17 protein-coding genes are annotated in these 19,327 nt (G+C 68.4%); 9 read left to right on the top strand and 8 right to left on the bottom strand.

Going from position 1 to position 19,327, the window contains the following annotated elements:
* Window positions 1-43: 43 nt before the first annotated feature.
* From ACFV9G_RS12295 to ACFV9G_RS12280, 4 genes are all read right to left on the bottom strand, one after another.
* Window positions 44-625, bottom strand: coding sequence for a hypothetical protein (locus ACFV9G_RS12295; protein WP_378727757.1), 582 nt, complete (start codon window positions 623-625; stop codon window positions 44-46).
* A gap of 118 nt (window positions 626-743) precedes the next feature.
* Entirely contained in the window at window positions 744-1,295 is a 552-nt protein-coding gene (locus ACFV9G_RS12290) for a hypothetical protein (RefSeq protein WP_378727756.1), read from the bottom strand.
* A 64-nt stretch (window positions 1,296-1,359) separates the two neighbouring features.
* Window positions 1,360-3,690: a hypothetical protein gene (locus tag ACFV9G_RS12285; protein ID WP_378727755.1), complete on the bottom strand. Its 2,331-nt coding sequence runs from the start codon at window positions 3,688-3,690 to the stop codon at window positions 1,360-1,362.
* Window positions 3,690-3,998 carry a hypothetical protein gene (locus ACFV9G_RS12280; protein ID WP_143033779.1) on the bottom strand — a complete coding sequence of 103 codons (309 nt, stop codon included), beginning with the start codon at window positions 3,996-3,998 and terminating at the stop codon, window positions 3,690-3,692. Before ACFV9G_RS12280 ends, ACFV9G_RS12285 begins: the two co-directional genes overlap by 1 nt.
* A gap of 232 nt (window positions 3,999-4,230) precedes the next feature.
* Between ACFV9G_RS12280 and ACFV9G_RS12275 the strand changes: the two genes are divergently transcribed.
* Window positions 4,231-4,707 carry a hypothetical protein gene (locus ACFV9G_RS12275; RefSeq protein WP_378727754.1) on the top strand — a complete coding sequence of 159 codons (477 nt, stop codon included), beginning with the start codon at window positions 4,231-4,233 and terminating at the stop codon, window positions 4,705-4,707.
* Window positions 4,708-4,711: 4 nt separating this feature from the next.
* Here the strand turns inward: ACFV9G_RS12275 and ACFV9G_RS12270 are convergent, their stop codons facing one another.
* Complete coding sequence (locus tag ACFV9G_RS12270) at window positions 4,712-5,731, bottom strand: alpha/beta fold hydrolase (protein WP_378727753.1); 1,020 nt, start codon at window positions 5,729-5,731, stop codon at window positions 4,712-4,714.
* A gap of 77 nt (window positions 5,732-5,808) precedes the next feature.
* Here ACFV9G_RS12270 and ACFV9G_RS12265 point away from each other — a divergent pair, with 77 nt between their 5' ends.
* Window positions 5,809-6,384, top strand: a complete 576-nt coding sequence (locus tag ACFV9G_RS12265; protein ID WP_378727752.1) for a TetR/AcrR family transcriptional regulator — start codon at window positions 5,809-5,811, stop codon at window positions 6,382-6,384.
* Here the strand turns inward: ACFV9G_RS12265 and ACFV9G_RS12260 are convergent.
* Window positions 6,347-6,913, bottom strand: a complete 567-nt coding sequence (locus tag ACFV9G_RS12260) for a DUF6199 family natural product biosynthesis protein (protein WP_378727758.1) — start codon at window positions 6,911-6,913, stop codon at window positions 6,347-6,349. The two genes, ACFV9G_RS12265 and ACFV9G_RS12260, sit on opposite strands and share 38 nt — an antisense overlap.
* 156 nt (window positions 6,914-7,069) lie before the next feature.
* Here ACFV9G_RS12260 and ACFV9G_RS12255 point away from each other — a divergent pair, with 156 nt between their 5' ends.
* Entirely contained in the window at window positions 7,070-7,537 is a 468-nt protein-coding gene (locus ACFV9G_RS12255; protein ID WP_378727751.1) for a hypothetical protein, read from the top strand.
* 17 nt (window positions 7,538-7,554) lie between these two features.
* On the opposite strand, the gene ACFV9G_RS12250 is transcribed toward ACFV9G_RS12255, so the two are convergent.
* Window positions 7,555-9,177 (bottom strand): alkaline phosphatase D family protein, encoded by a 1,623-nt coding sequence (locus ACFV9G_RS12250; protein ID WP_378727750.1) that lies wholly within the window; start codon window positions 9,175-9,177, stop codon window positions 7,555-7,557.
* Window positions 9,178-9,263: 86 nt separating this feature from the next.
* A complete protein-coding gene (locus ACFV9G_RS12245) occupies window positions 9,264-10,139 on the bottom strand; it encodes an oxygenase MpaB family protein (RefSeq protein ID WP_378727749.1) in 876 nt (291 codons plus the stop codon).
* A 75-nt stretch (window positions 10,140-10,214) separates the two neighbouring features.
* Between ACFV9G_RS12245 and ACFV9G_RS12240 the strand changes: the two genes are divergently transcribed.
* The 6 genes from ACFV9G_RS12240 to ACFV9G_RS12215 all read left to right on the top strand — a co-directional run bounded on the left by ACFV9G_RS12240 (window position 10,215) and on the right by ACFV9G_RS12215 (window position 19,315).
* Entirely contained in the window at window positions 10,215-11,309 is a 1,095-nt protein-coding gene (locus ACFV9G_RS12240) for a hypothetical protein (RefSeq protein ID WP_378727748.1), read from the top strand.
* Between the two features lie 8 nt (window positions 11,310-11,317).
* The gene (locus ACFV9G_RS12235) at window positions 11,318-12,766 is read left to right on the top strand and encodes a protein kinase (protein WP_378727747.1); all 1,449 of its coding nucleotides are present in this window, start codon (window positions 11,318-11,320) and stop codon (window positions 12,764-12,766) included.
* 50 nt (window positions 12,767-12,816) lie between these two features.
* The gene (locus ACFV9G_RS12230) at window positions 12,817-14,013 is read left to right on the top strand and encodes an MFS transporter (RefSeq protein ID WP_378727746.1); all 1,197 of its coding nucleotides are present in this window, start codon (window positions 12,817-12,819) and stop codon (window positions 14,011-14,013) included.
* Window positions 14,014-14,044: 31 nt separating this feature from the next.
* Window positions 14,045-14,470 carry a Fur family transcriptional regulator gene (locus ACFV9G_RS12225; RefSeq protein WP_378727745.1) on the top strand — a complete coding sequence of 142 codons (426 nt, stop codon included), beginning with the start codon at window positions 14,045-14,047 and terminating at the stop codon, window positions 14,468-14,470.
* A gap of 94 nt (window positions 14,471-14,564) precedes the next feature.
* Window positions 14,565-16,715, top strand: coding sequence for a catalase/peroxidase HPI (gene katG / locus ACFV9G_RS12220; RefSeq protein ID WP_378727744.1), 2,151 nt, complete (start codon window positions 14,565-14,567; stop codon window positions 16,713-16,715).
* 131 nt (window positions 16,716-16,846) lie between these two features.
* Window positions 16,847-19,315, top strand: a complete 2,469-nt coding sequence (locus ACFV9G_RS12215; protein ID WP_378727743.1) for a transglycosylase domain-containing protein — start codon at window positions 16,847-16,849, stop codon at window positions 19,313-19,315.
* Window positions 19,316-19,327 lie beyond the last annotated feature (12 nt).

Genomic DNA, 19,327 nt, shown 5'->3' with positions numbered 1-19,327 from the left:
CAACCGTCGTACCAGCGCCGCTGGTCCGTGTCCTGGGGCGGGCTCAGCTCGTGGTGTCCACGTCGGCGGCCCGCTCGAGCGCCGTGGAGAGCAGGTCCGCCACCTCCACGGACGCCTCGCCATCCCCGCTGTGCGTCACTCCGACCCCGACGAGCCGTCCGTCGTCCGTCTCCGCGAACGCGATGCTGCCGACCTCAACCGGGTTCGACGACTTGCTCGTGAAAGTGAATCCCGCTGCCCCGTCAGGAAGCCCGCTGATCGGCTCCGAGGTCGCCTCGCCGTAGTCGCCCTTCTCGGCGTCGGCCGAGCACTCGTCGACAGCCTCCTGGATGGCAGCGAGCATCGATCCAGCATCGGGGTAGTCCCCGCCACCGGGAACGAACACGGTGGCCCCGACGACATCCCCGTTCTCGAGCACGTACTGCTCACCGCTCGTCCCGTCTGCGGCGTTCGATAACTTCGCCGTCTCCAGATATGCGAGCGCGTCGCACCAGCCGGTACCAGGTGCCCCCATGTCGCCGTCGGTGGTCTCCTCGACCTTGGGGAGCGCGTCGGAGTCCAGCAGCGTCGAGTCGGTGCCACAGGCGGTCATCAGGAGTGGTGCTGTGCTCAGTGCGACGGTCAAGCGGAACCTGCTTCGGGTCGTAGGCCAAGAAGGCATTGTTGTAACTCCTTCGAAGTCACCAGGGCTACCGGCACGAAGACCTGAGCTGGAACAACGGCCGACGCTGAGGATGGCCCACCTAGTCCGCAGAGACATCGGGTGCGCGGTCCGACGCGAGCTTGAGCAGGCGCTCCATGGAGACCGGAGCGCTGTCTCCCGTCGCGTACTCCGTACCCACCACCAACAGCCGATCGTCGCTTGTGACGGTGTAGGCGTACTCGCTGGTGGAGTTGTTCTCTTCGCCGTGGAAGCCGGCGGCGCCCGGAGGTAGCTCACTGAGTTCTTCAACCTTGCGGGACGGATCGCCGGCGATCTCCTTGGCGCAGTCCTCGACGTGTCCGGGGACGTCGGTGACGACCTCGGACGCGGACGGAGGTGTTGCGGTCGGCGAGAACACGACGGCGAAGACGGAGCCGCCGCCTTCGATCCCGATGGTGGTCCCGGTCACCTTTCCCGATGCTGCGAGGTTGAGGCCCTGATTGAACTCGCGAAGGGCGCGGCATGGCGGCATCCCGACGATTCCGCTGCCGGCATCGTGCGCCTCACCCATGGCCGCCTCGAAGTCATCCGGCTCGATCAGCGTGGTCGGCGACTCCTCACCGCACGACGTCAGCGCAAGCGCGCCGATCACGACAGCGATGGGAGCGCAGATCAGCGGGGGAAGCTTTCCGCGGTCAGATTCTGGAGCTCGACGACTACTCATAGAACTCACGGAAGGCCGCGCCGTAGGCGTTCTGGTACTCAATGCTCCCCATTCCGTATTCGTTGAGGTACCTGTTGGATGCCAGGTTCGCGAGGTCGCCAAGCTCCTCGTCGCTGAGCTTCGAGAGGTCGACAGGCTGTCCCTCAGGGAAGAAGCGTTCGCGGTGTTCCGGAGTGAGTTCGACGACACCACTCTTCACCAACGCATCCAGGGCGTTCACCTTCGACTCGTTCAGGGATGCCGCTGCCCGCTCGTTGGCGTGGTCGGTCGCGGCCTCTTCGAAGTTGGCGAAATGCCCGTCGGCCTTGTCGGTGGCAAGGTCGATCGCCTGGCCGACACCGAACTCGACCACCGTCCCGACGGCCCCCGTTCCTGGCAGGGGAACCATGCCAGCGACATCGCCGACAAGGCTGGTGAACGTCTGAATCTGCTTGTCGGTGTTCGCGGCGCCCTCGATCTCGACGCTCCCGATCGCGTGCTCGACGGCACCGTTCAGGTAGGCGGAGTGCTGCATGACGTCGCTGAGCACGTTGCCGTCGCGGTAGTCGCCCGGGTTCTGCTGGATCTGGTACGCAGCGTTGTTGATCTGGGACTGCTGGTAGGTGCCGACGCCTTCAGCGAGATTGACGAGCCCTTCCTGGCTGCTCGCTCCGACCTTGAGCAAGGACTCGATATCGTTCGCGAAGAACCTCGGGCTGTTGGCGATGTCACCGAGCGCGACAGGGGTCGAGGTGTAGACGCCGGCTTCCCCATCTTCTCCTCGCGCGTGCAGCGCGTCGTCGACCGAATGCATGTAGTTCTTGAGGATCTCGGAGACGTAGGGCGAAGCAGGTTTCGCGTCCTCAGCGTTGAATCCTTCGCTGTCCGCGACGTAGTCGACGAACCGGGAGGCGATCATTGCGGTGCCTTCAGGGTGTTGCTTGACTAGGTCGGGATCGGTGCTGATGCCAGCAGCGGCCTGCGAGATGCCTGCGTAGCCGTCTGCCTGCCAGGTCCTGTCGTTGAAGTAGAACTTCTGGCGCTCCCCATCCTCGGTGAAGAACTCGTAACCCTGCTCCGGGTGAGCGCCGAGGTTGCCCATGATCGCGCCCATCGGGTCGGCGCCGTAGCCGTTCTCGCCTACGCCAAGCGGGCCGTAGCCTGTGCGCTGGTACCAGTCCTGAGCCGACTGGAACCCGCCTTCGGCTCGCTCGAACCGGTCGAGCTCCTCGGCAGCGCCGAGAACGAGGTTGCCGTTGAGGTCGTGGTCCTTCATCAGATAGGCGAGAACCGACGCGCCACCGGTGCCGCCCCAGTGCGGATAGCGCTCGCGGAGGGCGTCCTCCTCATCATCGGAGAGGTAGGTCCCTGAGGGGCCGGCGTACTTCACGATGTCGTGGCCGAACTGTTCGGCCGGGAAGCCCTGGTGGTTCGAGGCCGAGGCGAGACCGTTGCGGAGGTTGGAGGCGAGGGAGTTGAGGGCGTCGCCGTCCACCGAGCTCATCCGCATGTATTCCTCGATCCGCGCCATGCTGGCGACGGTGCCGTCGGCGCCGAGGTCCTGGTAGAGGCCCGCAGCGACGGTGTCGTCGTCGGTGTAGGCGGTCAGCATCGAGTTGAGACGGTTGAGCTCGTCCTTGCTGATCTTGTAGTCGTCGTCGTTCAGCGTGCTGTCGAGACGGTCGCTGATCTCCTTGCCGAGTCGCGTCTGGACGTCGTCGGGCAGCGCATCGACGTAGCCGTCGTACTTGTCCGGGTCGCTGAGCATCTTGTTGATGAGCTCGGACTCGGGCAGGTTGCGCAGCTCGGGCGGGAGGCTGGCCTGCTCGATCGTGCCGTCGCCACCGTCGTAGTCGCCCTTGGTCGCGTGGTTGAGCACGGCTGCCAGGTCGGTCTCGGCGGACTCGGCATCGGTCAGCGCATCCTGGATGGTCTGCGCGAGCTGCTGCATGGTGCCTTTGTCCTTGTCCGGGTCTTTCTCGTCCGGACTCGGGTCGGTGATCTGTACGCCGCCGGAGAAAGTGACCTTCCAGCCTCGGCCGGTCGCGTCGTCGTAGGCGTGCTTGGCGCTGTCCTTGGCCTTCTTGATCGAGGCGCCGGCCTCGTCGAGCCCGTTGATGACCTGCGAGAGCGGGGCGGCGATGTCGTTGAGATCGGCGACCAGGCGGCGGTGACGGTTCTCGGCGCGGGTGCTGGCCTCACCGACCCAGGTGTCGGGGACCTTGCCGGCGTCCATCTCGTCCTGCTGGTCCTGGAAGCTCTTGCGGGCGGTGTTGAGCTGGTCCGCGGCGGTGTCGAGCTCTTCGGGCTTCCAGCTCTGCAGTTGCTCGTAGGTGACGGCCATCAGTCTCTTCCGATCATCGCTTCGCGGTAGCGCGCCTGCTGCGCCGTGATGGTGTCGGCCTCCACGATCGCGTCCGCGTCGGCGACCGTGGTGGTCTGGTGGTCGCGAGCGTCCTTGACCCACTTGTCCTTGTCGCTCTTCCACTCCGTCTTGAGGCCATTCGCGGCGCCGACGACGGTGCTGCCCGGCAGCGCCGCGGCGACCTTGCCCATGGGGCCTTCGAGATCGAGGCCGGCGACGGCCTCGGCCGCGGTCCCGATGGAACGGGCCGCGGTCTTCACCTGCGGCGCCACGATTTCGACGTTCACGAGAGGGTCCCCCAAGACGTTCGGAGCGATTGGTACCTATCTCCTACCCCAAATCCCGGGTTTCAAACACAAATCGTCGAGAAATCTTGTACCGAGCCGCTCCCGCATCTCGACGCGCTCGCCCGCGCGGATCTGCCCGTAGGTGCCCGGAATCTGAGATAGCGTCTCGGGCCATATGAGGCCGCCCGACATCGGTAGGGCTGGCTCGATCCAACTGGACGGGAAGGGCACGATGTCACAACCGAACGAGGCGGCAGGGGCGGCACCGGCTTGGTCCCCGACGAACCCGTCGGCATCTGCCAACGGTCCGCGAAGCGGCGGGTGGCTCGGGCTCGCCGGGCTGGGAATCGCGGCGGCGATGCTGGTGATCGTCGCGCTGGTGCGGGTGATCGTCGGAATCCCGGACGTCAGCCAGGGCTATTACAACGCCCTCTACAGCATGGAGGATCGGCCGATCGTCTGGCTGATCCTCGGGTTGCTCATGATCGCCTCGATCATCCCGATCGCGGCCGCGGTGGTGCTCGGACATCTCGGCCTGAGCCGTGCGAAAGCAGTCGGGACGAGCGCCGCAGCGGCGGGGATCGCGCTCGGGATCGGCTACACGCTGGCGGTCTTCTGGGGTGTGCGTGCCATCAACGCGATCACGAACACCGCTCAGTTCAACGGCGGCTTCAGGATGTTCATCGAGTACTTCGGGCTCTGGGCATAAGCCGTCAACGTACGTCGGCCCAGAACCTCTCCAGCTCGGCATCCAGCTCGGACGCCACCTGCATCGGAAGCGAGTGGGTGGTCTTCGGCCAGACCTTGACGGTCCCGTGCGGGAGGTTCTCGGCCCGTTCGGCCGCGTCCTCGCCGCCGGCCAGCGACTTGTCGCTCGCGATCGCGACGTAGACCGGCATCGATAGGGCACGCATCTGGTCGTCGGTCAGCCGTGAGGGCGTCGGGAGGCTGCCGGAGTCGAAGTGGGTCGTACCGGCGGCGATCATCCTGGCCATCGGGTCGTCCGGGTCCACCTCGTCGTCCTCGACGCCGCCTATCCGGTTCAGTGCGTGGTCGCGCCACGAGTCGGGCAGGAAGGGGAGCGCGGCCACCGCCGACCAGCCGATCGCCCAGACCGGCAGCATGCCGAACGTCATGATCGGCTCGAGCAGGGTGAGGCTGGCCAGCCGGTCCGGGTAGCGCACCGCCACGGCCGCGGCGAGGCCACCGCCCTGCGAGTGGCCGACCAGATGGATCCGGTCGAGCTCGAGACCGTCCAGCGCCTCCTCGACCCAGCGGGCGTTGTCGTCCATGCCGCGCAGCGGCAGGGTCTGCTCGGAGAGCCCGCTGTCGCCGATCGCGTCGAAGGCGTAGACGGTGCGGTGCTCGACGAAGTCACGCAGGTTCTCGCCCCACATCGGTACGCCGCTGGCCCGCCCCGGCACGAGCACGATCGGGACCTCGTCGACTGGGTTCGGGTTGATCCAGGCGTACGCGCGGACCGTGCCGAAGGTGGTCTCCACGTCGTGCGTCTCGGTCGGCTTCGGCAGCGCGGCGAAGGCCGCGTCGTACGCCTCGATGTAGGCCTGGCGTCCCGCCGGCGTGCGGAAGTGACCGACACCGGGGCCGCTCGTGCCGAGCACCATCACCAGGCACCCGGTCGAGACGACCGCGACGAGGGTGAGGAGGACCACCGGCCAGCGTCGGCGCTTCCCGTGCGATTCGGTGTCTGCATGCTCGATGTCCCCATCCATGGCGTCCTCACGTTCCCGATAACGATGCGATCGCATTGTAACCTGTTGCGATGCGACTGTATTGCTAACCTGGCGCCATGCCAAGAGCCGTCGACCACGAGCAGCGCAGATTCGAGATCGTCGCCGGGCTCTGGCAGATCGTCGCTGAGCAGGGGATCGAGGGCGTCAGCCTGCGGACCGTCGCCGCCCGTGCAGGCGTCTCGATGGGTCGCGTCCAGCACTACTTCGGCACCAAGGACGCGCTGGTGGTCGCCGGCATCGACCTGCTCATCAAGCAGGCCGTCATCGAGTACGAGGCCACCGAAGGCCGCCCACCGGCGGACCGTCTTCTCCACATCCTGCTCCAGCAGATCCCCGCCACCGAGGCGGGCCGCATCGGCGTCACCGTCTGGTACGCCTACCTCGCCAAGGCGATGACCCACGCCGCCGTACGCCAGATCCTCGCCGAGGCGACGAGGGTCGGTGTCGAGGAGTGCACCCGTCACCTCCAGGAGGCCGACGACCTCGGGGAGGTCGAGGCGCGCGCACGAGCCATCGAACTGCTCTCGCTCTCTGACGGTCTCACTCTTCGAGTCCTGATCGGCGACATCACCGCCGAGGAAGCGGAGTCCTCGATCAGGGCATACAGGTCGCGCCGCCCACGGAGGTCATGAAGAAGAGGACGCGGCCGACCGCGCCGGGGTATTCGGCTTCGCTGCCGCGAACCGTGACCACCTCGCCGTTCGCGCGGGGCTCGATCTCCACCGAGACGCCATCAGCGGAGGCCAGGGACCGCAGGGTGTCGGGGTTGGCGACCTTGTCCTCGGCGTTCCACTTCGCCGCCTGCTCGAACTCCGGCTTCAGGCGCAAACACTCCTCCTTGGCGCGCGCCCGCGCCTCGTCCTCCTTCTCCTGTGCCCGCCCGAAGCCTTCGGCCATGGGGTCGGAGCTCGCGGTGCCGGACGGGGATTCGTCCGACTCCGACGCACCGCCGCCCGGGCCGCCGAAGGCGAGGATCGCGGCGAAGACGAGGCAGGCGATGCCGACGGCGGCCGAGCCGAAGCGGGTCACGCCGAGGTAGAGGTCGGAGGGCTCGGCATCGCGGAACTTCCAGCCTTCCTCGAGGAAGAAGCCCACATCCGGCCGCGCGGCGATGAAGAACGACCACACGGCACCGAGAACAAGGATGATCGCGAGCAGCATCACCGGACATGTATATCCCGGATCGGGAGCCGAGCTCCGTCTCTCGCTCGGTAGGAGGGAAGCGAACGAAAATTCGTTCGCCTCACCGTCGCCCAGCGGACGGTGACTCACGTCGGCACTCGCCGCCGCGCGTCGCGGATGTGGTTGGGTTCCTCCGTGGTCATCGTCACCAGCATCGTCGCCGTCGCCGGAACCCTGCTCGGGTCGGTGGTGACGCACTACTTCCAGCGCCGCAACCGGGCTGACACGGAACGCTTCGAGCGCAGCGAGCGGCTCCGGCAGGAGCGGCTCAGCGCCTATACGACGTTCGGCGGGGCGCTGGTCAACCTGCGCCGTTCGCACATGGACCGCTGGTACGCGACCAACGACCGCCGTGAGGGTGTCGACACCGAGGCGCTGCGCTATGAGACGTACCGGCTGTACACGACCGCGCAGGAGGCGCTGTTCCGGGTCCAGCTCGTCACCGAGCCCGGCGAGCTGGTCGAGCTGGGGAGGAACGCGATCGAGGCCACCGCCGAGCTGAGGCCCAGCCTGTCGCACAAGGACTTCGACGGTGCCCGTGAGACGTCCCGCCAGCGCATCTTCGAGTTCATGGAGACGGCGCGGCGGTACGTCGGCGGCTAGTTCGGTCGTACCGGGCCTCAGACCTCGACCAGCCCGGGTTTGCCGGACTCGGTGAAGAACCGACCGCCGACGGTGAGGGCGGCGCCGGGGGTGGAGACCTGGGCGACGTTCTTGTAGGTGATCTCCGCGCCGTCCCGCCCCAGGGAGACCGTCGTGTAGCCCCGCAGGCCGTTGTAGAACTTCATGTGCGGGTTGCGCTCGAGATAGGCAGCCCAGTTGGCCGGGTGCTCGGCGCCGTTGCCGCCCGAGGTGATGGAGCTGGTGACGATCTCGGTGCCCATGATCCGCGAGGACGGGTCGTCGAAGTCGTCGTGGATGTCCAACCCGTAGTGGACGTGCACATCGCCGGTCAGCATCATCAGGTTCGACTGCTCGGACGCCTTCCAGCCCTCGAGGATCCGGCGCCGCGAAGCGGGGTAGCCGTCCCAGGAGTCCATCGAGCGGGTGCCGTCGCCGGACGGGTTGTCGCGGCGCGAGAAGGTGACCTGCTGCGGGACGACGTTCCACAGCGCTGACGAGCGGCGCCAGCCGTCAATCAGCCACTGCTCCTGCTCGTTCCCGGGCAGCGTCATCGACTCGGCCTCGGACTCCGCCGACGGCACCTTCCAGCCGTCGCCGTTGGCCTGGTTGGTGCGGTACTGGCGGGTGTCGAGGATGTCGAACTGCGCCAGCCGGCCCCACTGCAGCCGCCGGTAGAGCCTCAGGTCGGGACCGGACGGCTGTTGCGGGAGCCGCAGCGGCTGGTTCTCCCAGTAGGCGCGGTAGGCGGCGGCGCGGCGCACGAGGAACTCCTCCGGCGGACCTGCGTTCTCCGGGGTGTCGGCAGCGTAGTTGTTCTCGGTCTCGTGGTCGTCCCAGGTGACGATGAACGGGTGCGCCAGGTGGGCGGCGATCTGGTCGGGGTCGGACTTGTACAGCGCATAGCGGGCCCGGTAGTCGTCCAGCGTCACGGTCTCATGGTTGAGGTGTGCCGGCAGCGGCTCGGTGTAGCCGCGCGTCCCGGCGGTGGCGTTCACGGCGTACTCGTAGAGATAGTCGCCCAGGTGGAAGACCGCGTCCACGTCCTCGCCGGCGAGATGCTTGTACGCGGTGTAGTAGCCCTGGTCGTAGCGCTGGCAGGAGGCGAGGGCGAAGGTCAGCGAGGACACCGCGGCCCCGACGGCGGGGGCGGTCCGGGTCCGGCCGACCGGGCTGATCCACTGGCCGACCCGGAAGCGGTAGAAGTACTCGGTCGCCGCGTCCAGGCCGCGGACCTCGGCATGCACGGAGTGGTTGAACTCGGTGTGCGCGGCCGCCTTGCCGCGGCGTACGACGCGTCTGAAGGCGGCGTCGCGGGCCACCTCCCAGCCGACGTCGAAGCGTGCGGGCGGCATCCCGCCGGTGGGCTCGAGCGGGAGCGGTGCGAGCCGGGTCCACAGCAGCACCGAGTCGGGCAGCGGGTCGCCCGAGGCGACGGCGAGGGTGAACGGGTCCGAGGTGATCGCGGTGGGGGAGGCCGCCGGCGCGGCGAAGGCGCCCGTACGCGGCAGGCCGGTGGTGAAGGCCAACGCGGACGCGGCGGCCGAGACGGTCAGGAAGCGACGGCGGTCGAGGCCGCGGAGGGCACCGCGGAGATCAGGAGTGTTGCTGGGGGCAGGCATGGACGTGCTCCTGTCGATATGGGGGTGATCGACAACAGCGAAGCGGTGCCCGGTGACGGCACCGTGAAGTGTGGGGGAGGGGTGGGCTACGGCTTGGTGCCGGCGACGGGCCGGTGCACCGGACAGCCCGGCGCGAAGGTGCCGAGGTCATCGGTGTTGAACCCGTGCGGGTAGCTCTTGATCCGGGGCATGTCCCGGACGTACGCGGGCTTACGGCGTGCCGGCAGCAGCGCGACGAAGCGTGCCCGGGCCTTCAGCGCCCCACGGGACAGCGCCCGCGCGAGCCGACCGGGCTCGGGGTAGTCGAAGGCTTCGAGCAGGTGCGGCTCCATCAGCGACAGCGAGAAGATCCGGATGATCGGCGCCAACGGCCGCGGATAGAAGGTGGTCAGCAGCTCGAGGGTGGAGTCGGCGACGGCACGGCTGCCCTCGTCGTAGGCGAAGTGCTCGGCCTCGTAGGAGTCGAGGAGCTGCTCGAAGTCCTCATAAGTCGCCGGGATGTCCTTGATCCCCATCCGCTTCCCGAGCGCTTGGTAGTAGCGCAGGGCGGCGAGCTGCTCGTCGGGTGTCGACTGCCGCCAGCCGAACTCCTGGTTCCAGCGCCGGGGGATCACCACGAACGTGGAGAGGACGTAGACCATGTCGTCGTTGGAGATGTCGTACATCCGGTGCATTTGGTTGATCCGCCGCACCGCGGCCCGGCCGCGGGGGCTGTCCAGGTCATCGATCGCCGCGTCCTCGAGGAGCAGCGCGGTGTCGTCGTAGCGCTTCTGGGTGTTCTCGGTGAACTGGTGCGTGTCGGCCAGCAGCCGGCCGATCGAGGGCACCGCATAGGTCCGGAACAGCGCGAAGCTGAGCGCCTGGGTCGTGTCCCACGGGAACTCGTAGAGCCCCAGACGCCTCGAGATCTCCTGGAACTCGGTCTCCGGGTCAAGCCCTGCCGTGCGCGACTTCTTGGCCATGGTGCCTCCTAGTTCGATACATAACCGTATCGTGATTTGAGGCACTGTGGTGGATGTCACCGTAATGTCTTCTGCATGGAGAAGTCGGGAACGCAGACGCCCCTGTCCCTCGCCGCCGCCGAGGCGGTCCGAACGTACGCCGCCACCACCCGCTCCGCCCTCGGGTCCGCCGAGTCCCCCGTCATCTCGTACGCCGGCCTGTGGCTGCTCCTCGCGTCGCTGGCGCCCGCGGCGGAGACCGAGACGGACGAGGTCCTGGGGTTGAACCGGGCCGATGCGCGGGCCGCGGCGCTGGGGCTGCTGGAAGCGCCGCACCCCACGATCGGGGCTGCGGTCGCGGGCTGGCTGCGCCCGGATGTCCGGCTGACAAAGGGCCTTCCGGTCGTGCTCGACCCGCTCCCGGACCAGGCCGGGCTGGACGCCTGGGCCGACGAGCACACCCGCGGTCTGATCCAGGAGTTCCCGCTCGAGATCGACGCACAGACGCTGATCGTGCTTGCCTCGGCGCTGGTGGTGACGCCGCGCTGGAGCGAGCGGCTGGGGGAGGACGAGGCCGGGCTGCTGCTGCTCGAGGGCGGGTTCCAGGCGGTGGTGGAGACCGAGGCGGCCGGCCCGGTCGCGGTCGCCTGCCCTCCCAGTGAGGACGGCATCTCGGTCTACTCCGTGATCGCCGCCGACGATGTGGCCGCCGAGGACGTGTGGCGGGCCGCCGACGAGGTCGTCCGGAGGATCGACGCGGGGGAGGTGCGCAACCACACCTTCGAGGCGCAGAGCGCCGGCCACGCCTGGACGGTCCAGGAGGTCACCGTCCGCGGTGGCGCGACGGCCGACCGCTGGCGCAGCCACCTGCCGGAGTGGAGCGTGGAGGACCGTCACGACCTCTCGGCCGCGCCGGGGGTCGCCGAGATCGCCCGCGGGGTGATGGCCGCGGTCGAGGAGGAGACGGAGGCGGTCTGCGTCCAGAAGGCGGTCGCGTCCTACGACCGGGAGGGTTTCAAGGCGGCCGCGGTGACCGGGATGATGGTCCGGGCCGTGGCCGCGGCACCGCGTGAGACGAAGGTGCGGCAGATCGACCTGAGGTTCGACCGGCCGCACGCGGTGGTCGCGATCGCGCGCGGTGGAGCCTGGGAGGGCATCCCGCTCTTCGGCTCGTGGGTGACCCCGGCATAATTTCCGTCATGGACGAGCTTCCCCCGATCGCCGGCCGCTACCGGCTCCTCACCCTGCTCGGAGCCGGCGGCATGGGCGAGGTCTGGCGGGCGCGTGACACCGTCCTCGACCGCGATGTCGCGGTCAAGCTGCTGCGCGATGTGGACGACGCCACGATGGCCGAGCGGTTCCGCCGTGAGTCGCTCTCGACCGCCCGGGTCGTCCACGACGACGTGGTCAAGATCTTCGACGCGGGCAGCGACGACAACGACGTCTTCCTGGTGATGGAGCTGCTGCCCGGACCGACCCTGGCCGAACCGATCAAGCAGCGCGGCGCGATGCCGGTCGAGATGGCCGTCGAATACACCCGCCAGGTCGCCGGTGCGCTCGGCGCCGCCCACCGGGCCGGTGTGGTGCACCGCGACATCAAGCCGGCCAACCTCATGTTCGACGGTGACGGCCGGCTGACCGTGCTCGACTTCGGCATCGCGTACGCCATGACGGGGGTCGACGCCGGGCTGACCCAGACGGGCCATGTGATCGGGAGCCCGTCCTACCTCTCGCCCGAGCAGGCCGCCGGCGACCCGGTCGGGCCGCCCGCCGACGTCTACTCGCTGGGCTGTGTGCTCTTCGAGATGCTCACCGGCAAGGTGCCCTACTCGGCGCCGCACCCGGTCAAGATCCTGCACATGCACCTGAGCGAACCGGTGCCGCGCATCACCGACTTCCGGGCGGTGCCCCCGCCGCTGGCGCGGCTGGTCACCCGGATGCTCGACAAGAACCCCGCCGCCCGGCCCTCGATGGACCAGGTCGGCCACGAGCTCGGCTACGTCCTCAACGGTGCCGACCCCGACGCCACCGACCGGCTCTCCGCCGGACAGGCGCCGCTGCCGACCCAGGCGATGCCGCAGCGGCCGCTCGACGAGCCGATGGGGCTGGCCAGCTCCCGCACCGGTGTCCTGCCCCGCCCCAGCACCCCGCCTCCGGTCCGCGGTCCGCGGCCCAGGTCGCTGCGGAAGTTCCCGACCGGCCGCCTCCTCGGCGCGGTGGTGATCGTGATCGCGTGCGTCTTCGCCGCCTCCTGGCTGGCCGCCTACGAGCCCGCGCCCGCCGAGGCCAGCCAGCCGTCGCAGAGCTCCGACGACTCCGGAAGCTCGGACAACACCGACACCAGCGCGGACGACAACAACGACAACAACTCCGACAACCCCGACAACACCAGCAAGTCGGACAACAAGACTCTCAACCGCCTCGACAAGCTCGACCGCTGGCGCGAGAACCTGGAGAGCTGGAACGTCATCGACGGTGGCCAGTCCGAGGAGTGGGAGGACCAGATCCAGCAGATCCGCGACCTGGTCGAGAAGGGCGAGAGCGCCAAGCGCGAGATGCGGGAGCTCCGCGAGGAGTTCGACAGTCTCGGCAAGGGTGACGGCAAGGACGGCGAGAAGATCCTCGACGGCCTGCTCAAGGGCAACTGACCCACGAAACGGGTGCGCGACCAGGGTCTGAGGGTGCAGACTTCGCGTCCATGACCCGACTCCAGCTGGCCCGGATGGCGGTCTTCGTCGCCTTCGCGGTCCAGGGACTGACCTTCGCCTCGCTGATCACCAGACTCGAGTCGATCGCGACGAAGCTCGACCTCAGCGCCGGCGACGTCTTCGTCGTGCTCGGCATCACCACCGCGGTCGGCGCGGTCGGCAGCGTCGTCGCAGGTCACCTCGCCACCAGGATGGGCAGCGCCGCGACCCTCTCGCTGATGCTCGCCGGCGCCTCGCTGACCGCGGTCGCGCCGGCTTTCGCGCCGACGATGGTCACCCTGTTGGTCCTCAACGGCGTCTACGGCTTCTTCCTCGGCGGCGTCGACGCCTCGATGAACATGCAGGGCACGGCCACCCAGGACGCGTACGCCCGGCCGTTGATGAACGGCTTCCACGCGATGTGGAGCGCGGCGGCCGTCCTCGGCGCCGTCTATGCGACCGTGACGATCGCCCTCGGCGTACCACTGGGTCTGGACATGATCCCCATCGCCGTCATCGGCCTGGCCGCCAACCTCGTCACCTTCCGCTTCCTGCTGCCTCCGGCGGCGGTCGATGCGGCCGAGAAGAGGTCCAGCAGTACGCAGCGAACCAAGACCCCGCTGCCATGGCTGCCCCTCCTCCTGGTCGCGGTGCCGACGTTCGCGATGTGGTTCATCGACTCCGCGGCCTCGGCGTGGGGCGGGATCTACGTCGTCGACGGCCTGGGTGCGGCCGCGGCGGCCGGGCCGGCGATCTATGCCGCCTACCAGCTGGTCCTGCTCGCCGTACGTCTCCCCGGCGACCGCATCGTCGCCCGCTTCGGCCCCGAGCGGGTGATCCGGGCCGGCGGCATCGTCGGCGTCGGCGCCCTGGTGCTCATCGTCGCCGCCCCGCACTGGAGCGTCGCGGCGATCGGCTTCGCCATCCTCGGCGGCAGCCTGGCGATGGTCCCGCCGCAGTCCTTCGTCGCCGCCGCCCACATCTCCCCGGACAACGCCGAGGAGGCGATCGCCCGGGTCAACCTCGCGAACTATGCCGGCTACCTCGCCGCCGCCTCCCTGATCGCCGCGGTCGCCGAGCTCTTCGGCGAGCGCTCGATGTTCGTCATCCCGCTGGCGATCTCGGTTCTGATCCCGCTGATGGCCGGCCGCTTCGCGACCCGGCCGCCGGCGACGCAGGAAAGCAAAAAGTCACCTACCGTTTCTTGACTCATTCAAGAATTGGCGTAGGCTCTGGTTCGTGGGGAATGCGGACTACGAACAGCTGCTGAGAGGTGCCTCCCTGCGCGTCACTCGCCCGCGAGTGGCCGTTCTGGGGGCCGTCACCGAGAATGCGCACGCCGACACCGAGACCATCCTCGGAGCGGTGCGCGAGCGGCTTCCCGACGTCTCCCATCAAGCGGTCTACGACTCTCTTGCGGCCCTGAGTGCCGCCGGGATCGTACGTCGCATCCAGCCGTCCGGCTCGGTGGCTCGTTATGAGACCCGGGTCGGGGACAACCACCACCACGTGGTCTGCCGCTCCTGCGGGAACATCGCCGACGTCGACTGCGCCGTCGGTCATGCGCCCTGCTTGACGGCATCCGATGACAACGGCTTCGTCGTCGACGAGGCCGAGGTCATCTACTGGGGCATCTGCGCGGACTGCAGCTCGTCCCAGGGGTAGAGCCCGAGCCGGCCGGCCTTGTCGCCGGCCGGCGCATCACATGAATCACAGCGTCTGGCAGCAGCCAGTCCGATCAGAAACGGATAGGAATCTCATGTCTGAAGAGGCCGTGAGCAAGTGCCCGGTGATGAACGCAGGCCGCGTTCACCCCACCGCTGGCAGTGCCAACCAGGAGTGGTGGCCGAACAAGCTCAACCTGAAGATTCTCGCCAAGGACGCCCCTGTGAGCGACCCGATGGGCGAGGGCTTCGACTATGCGAAGGCTTTCGAGTCCCTGGACCTGCCTGCCGTCAAGGTGGACATCGCCGCGGTCATGACCGACTCCAAGGACTGGTGGCCGGCTGACTTCGGTAGCTACGCCGGACTCTTCATCCGGATGGCGTGGCACGCCGCCGGCACCTACCGCAGCCACGACGGTCGCGGTGGCGCCGGCCGTGGCCAGCAGCGCTTCGCGCCGCTCAACTCCTGGCCGGACAACGTCTCCCTCGACAAGGCCCGCCGTCTGCTGTGGCCGGTCAAGAAGAAGTACGGCAAGAACCTCTCCTGGGCCGACCTGATGGTCCTGGCCGGCAACGTGGCCATGGAGGAGGGCGGCTTCAAGACCTTCGGCTTCTCCGGCGGTCGTGCGGACGTCTGGGAGTCCGACGACGACATCTACTGGGGTCCGGAGAAGGTCTGGCTCGACGACGAGCGCTACACCGGTGACCGTGACCTCCAGGCCCCGCTGGCCGCCGTCCAGATGGGTCTGATCTACGTCAACCCTGAGGGCCCGAACGGCAACAGCGACCCGATGTCCTCCGCGGTCGACATCAAGGAGACCTTCCGCCGGATGGGGATGAACTCCGAGGAGACCGTCGCCCTGATCGCCGGTGGTCACACCTTCGGCAAGACCCACGGTGCGCACCCGGACGACATGCTGGGCGCCGACCCCGAGGGCGCGCCGCTCGAGAACCAGGGTCTGGGCTGGAAGAACGGTCACGGCACCGGTGCCGGCGCGGACGCGCTCACCTCGGGCCTCGAGGTCACCTGGACCTACCACCCGACCCGCTGGGACAACGAGTTCTTCCACATCCTCTACGCCTACGAGTGGGAGCTGTTCGAGTCGCCGGCCGGTGCCAAGCAGTGGCGTCCGAAGAACGGTGCGGGCTCCGACATGGTTCCCGAGGCTCACGGCGGCGGCAAGCGCGAGCCGCGCATGCTCACCTCCGACCTGGCGCTGCGCGTGGACCCCGAGTTCGACGAGATCTCCCGCCGGTTCAAGGACGACCAGGAGGCCTTCTCCGACGCGTACGCCCGTGCCTGGTTCAAGCTGACCCACCGCGACATGGGCCCGAAGAGCCGCTACGTCGGCTCCGAGGTCCCGGCCGAGGACCTGCTCTGGCAGGACCCGCTCCCCGCCGAGGGTGGTGCGACCGACGAGGCCGCGATCGCAGCGGCCAAGGCGGCCATCGCCGAGTCCGGTCTGAGCGTGCAGCAGCTGGTCTCCACCGCTTGGAAGGCGGCGGCCACGCACCGTACGTCCGACCACCGCGGTGGCGCCAACGGTGGCCGCATCCGTCTCGAGCCGCAGGTCTCGTGGAAGGTCAACCAGCCCGAGGAGCTCAAGCCGGTCCTGGCGAAGTACGAGGAGATCGCGGCCGCGACCGGTGTCTCCTTCGCCGACGTGCTCGTCCTCGCGGGTGGCGTGGGCATCGAGCTCGCCGCCAAGGCCGCCGGCCAGAACGTGAGCGTCCCCTTCTCCGCCGGCCGCGTCGACGCGACCCAGGAGCAGACCGACGCCGAGAACTTCGGCTGGCTCGAGCCGGTCGCCGACGGCTTCCGCAACTACGACTCCGGGTTCCTCGACCTGCCCACCGAGTTCCTGTTCCTCGACCGCGCCAGCCTCCTCGGCCTCTCGGCCCCCGAGGCCACGGTCCTGGTCGGCGGCCTGCGCGCGCTCGGCAACAACTGGGACGGCTCCGACCTCGGTGTCTTCACCAAGACCCCGGGTGTGCTGACGAACGACTTCTTCGTCAACCTGCTCGACTACGACCAGCAGTGGACCCCGTCCGCCGACGAGACGACCTACACCAGCTCCAACGGCTGGACCGGTTCCCGCGTCGACCTGGTCTTCGGTGCCAACTCCGAGCTCCGCGCCCTGGCGGAGGTCTACGGTGCCGACGACGCCAAGGAGAAGTTCGTCAACGACTTCGTCAAGGCGTGGGTCAAGGTCATGGACAACGACCGCTTCGACCTGAAGAAGTGATCTGCTGAGTCGTACGTCTCTGCGTACGACCGACACGGAGGCCGGCCCCTTGCGGGGTCGGCCTCCGTCGTCATACCCACCCGGGTAGGATCAACGGCCGCCGCAATCAGTCGCCTAGGTCAGGTGGAGCAATGGAACACCGGAGCGCCGAGCCTCCGAAGGGTCCGACCGGTCCGCCGCCGTCCTGGCGGCCGCCTCCGCCGCCTGCCGCGCAGGCTCCTCGGATCGCGCCAGAGCTGCCTCGGGCGGTGCCCAGCCGACCGGGTGCGCGTCGGGCGGAACCCAAGCCGTCGGCGGCCCGCGACTGGCTTGCCAAGCTCGAGCCGGCCACGGCCTGGGCGGCCGAGAAGTGGGCCACCCGGAGCACCGGATCCAGGAGCAGCGGATCCAGGAGCAGCGGCGGTCGTCCGCCGGCCACCACCTGGCGCCGCTGGGGGAAGGTCACCGCGAAGGTGGCGCTGGTCGGGTTCTTGGCCATCGCCCTGATCGGGTCGGTGACGGCGATCGTGGCCTACAACCGGATCGCGGTGCCTGACCCCAACGCCGCCTTCGAGGTGGAGACGTCCTTCGTCTACTACGGCAACGGCAAGACCGAGCTCGGCCGTTACCAGGAGGGTGACCAGAACCGGATCAAGCTGGACGCCGACCAGATCCCGGAGATGGTCAAGAACGCCGTGGTGGCCGCCGAGGACCGCACCTTCTACGAGAACAGCGGCGTCGACGTGAAGGGCATCGTGCGGGCGGCGTTCTCCAACACCACCGAGGGCACCTCGGGTGGCGCCTCCACGATCACCCAGCAGTACGTCAAGAACTACTACCTGACCTCCGAGTACTCCTACACCCGCAAGCTGAAGGAAGCGGTCATCGCCCTGAAGCTGACCAGGCAGAAGAGCAAGGACCAGATCCTCACCGACTATCTCAACACGATCTACTTCAACCGCGGCGCCTACGGCATCGAGGCGGCCGCGAAGGCCTACTTCGCGAAGCCCACCAAGGACCTGTCGCTGCGGGAGACGGTGGCGCTCGCGGCCATCCTCAACAACCCGGCCGGGTTCGACCCCGCCAGCAGCACCTTCCGGGGTGAGGAGAAGCTGCTCGGCCGCTACCAGTACGTCCTCTCCGGCATGGTCGACCTCGGCTACCTGAAGCAGGCCGAGGCCGACAAGGTGAAAGACGCGCTGCCGAAGTTCCCCGCGAAGACGGTGTCGAGCCGGCTCGGCGGCCAGCGTGGCCATGCGCTGACCATGATCAAGGCCGAGCTGCTCGGCCTCAAGGGCGCCGACGGCAAGCCGATGTTCACCGAGGAGAAGATCGACAGCGGTGGCCTCCGGATCACCGCGACGCTCTCGCCCAAGGTCATGAAGGCATCGGCGACCGCGGCCAAGACCGTGAAGCCGAAGAACCGGAAGGCGTACGTCAAGGGCGACCCCGACCAGAAGAACGCCCTCCACGTGGCGACCGCCTCGGTCGACGTCGGGTCTGGAGCGCTGCTCGGCTTCTACGGTGGCCAGGACTATCTCGACAGCCAGCAGAACTGGGCCGCGACCGGTGGTCACGCCGGGTCGACGATGAAGGCCTTCGCCACCGCCGCGGCGATCGGGAAGGGCTACTCGCTGAACTCGACGTGGGCCGGAGACTCGCCGTTCACCACCTACGCCGGCTCCGAGGTGGTCAACGAGGGTGAGCAGGCCGGGATCGCGGACGGGATGGACTACGGCCAGCACATCACCATGCTCAAGGCGATGGAGCAGTCGGTGAACACGGCCTACATCGACATGACCGAGTCGATGGGTGGCCCCGAGGAGGGCCGCAAGGCGATCTACGACACCGCGGTCGCCGCGGGGGTCGCCCCGGCGAAGGCGAACCCGAAGTTCCCGGGGATCCCCAGCACCACCACCGACTTCGACCACAAGACCGACGACCGGATCGCGCTCGGCCGTGCCAACGTCAGCCCGATCAACATGGCCAACGCCTATGCCACGATCGCCGATGGCGGCTACCGCCACGACGTGCACGTGGTGAAGAAGGTCCGCGACCGCGCCGGCAACGTCCTCTACAGCTGGAACGGCCGCAAGAACGCCCGGCACGCGATCTCCGAGGACGTCGCCGCCGACGTGACCTACGCGATGCAGGGCGTCGTGCAGAGCGGCTCCGGCCAGAAGGCGCAGAGCATCGGCCGGCCGGTGGCCGGCAAGACCGGCACCGGCACGTGCACCAGCGCGCAGCACGTTTGCTCGTCGTGGTTCGTCGGGTTCACCCCGCAGATCGCGACCGCCGTGCGCTACTCGCGCGGCAACGGCGAGGGCAAGCTCGACGGCGGCTGGATGCCGTCCTACTTCGGCGCCGACTATCCCACCGAGACCTGGGCGGCCATCATGGCCGAGGCCATGGAGGGCAAGGAGGTCGAGAACTTCCCCGAACCCGTCTACGTCGACGGCCAGGATCCCGAGTCCGGCCACGAGGAGGAGCTGATCGCTCCGCCCGCTCCGCCTGCTCCACCTGAGGGTGAAGACGGCGAGGAGTGCGACCCGGTCTCGGAGTTCTTCGGCACCTGCGACAACGGGGACGACCACGGCAACCCCTGGGAGGGGCGTCCGTGATCTGAGACGCGT

The organism is Nocardioides sp. NPDC059952 (genome assembly GCF_042730435.1).
In the GTDB taxonomy this organism is placed as follows: domain Bacteria; phylum Actinomycetota; class Actinomycetes; order Propionibacteriales; family Nocardioidaceae; genus Nocardioides.
This window is presented reverse-complemented; position numbering and strand designations above follow the sequence as displayed.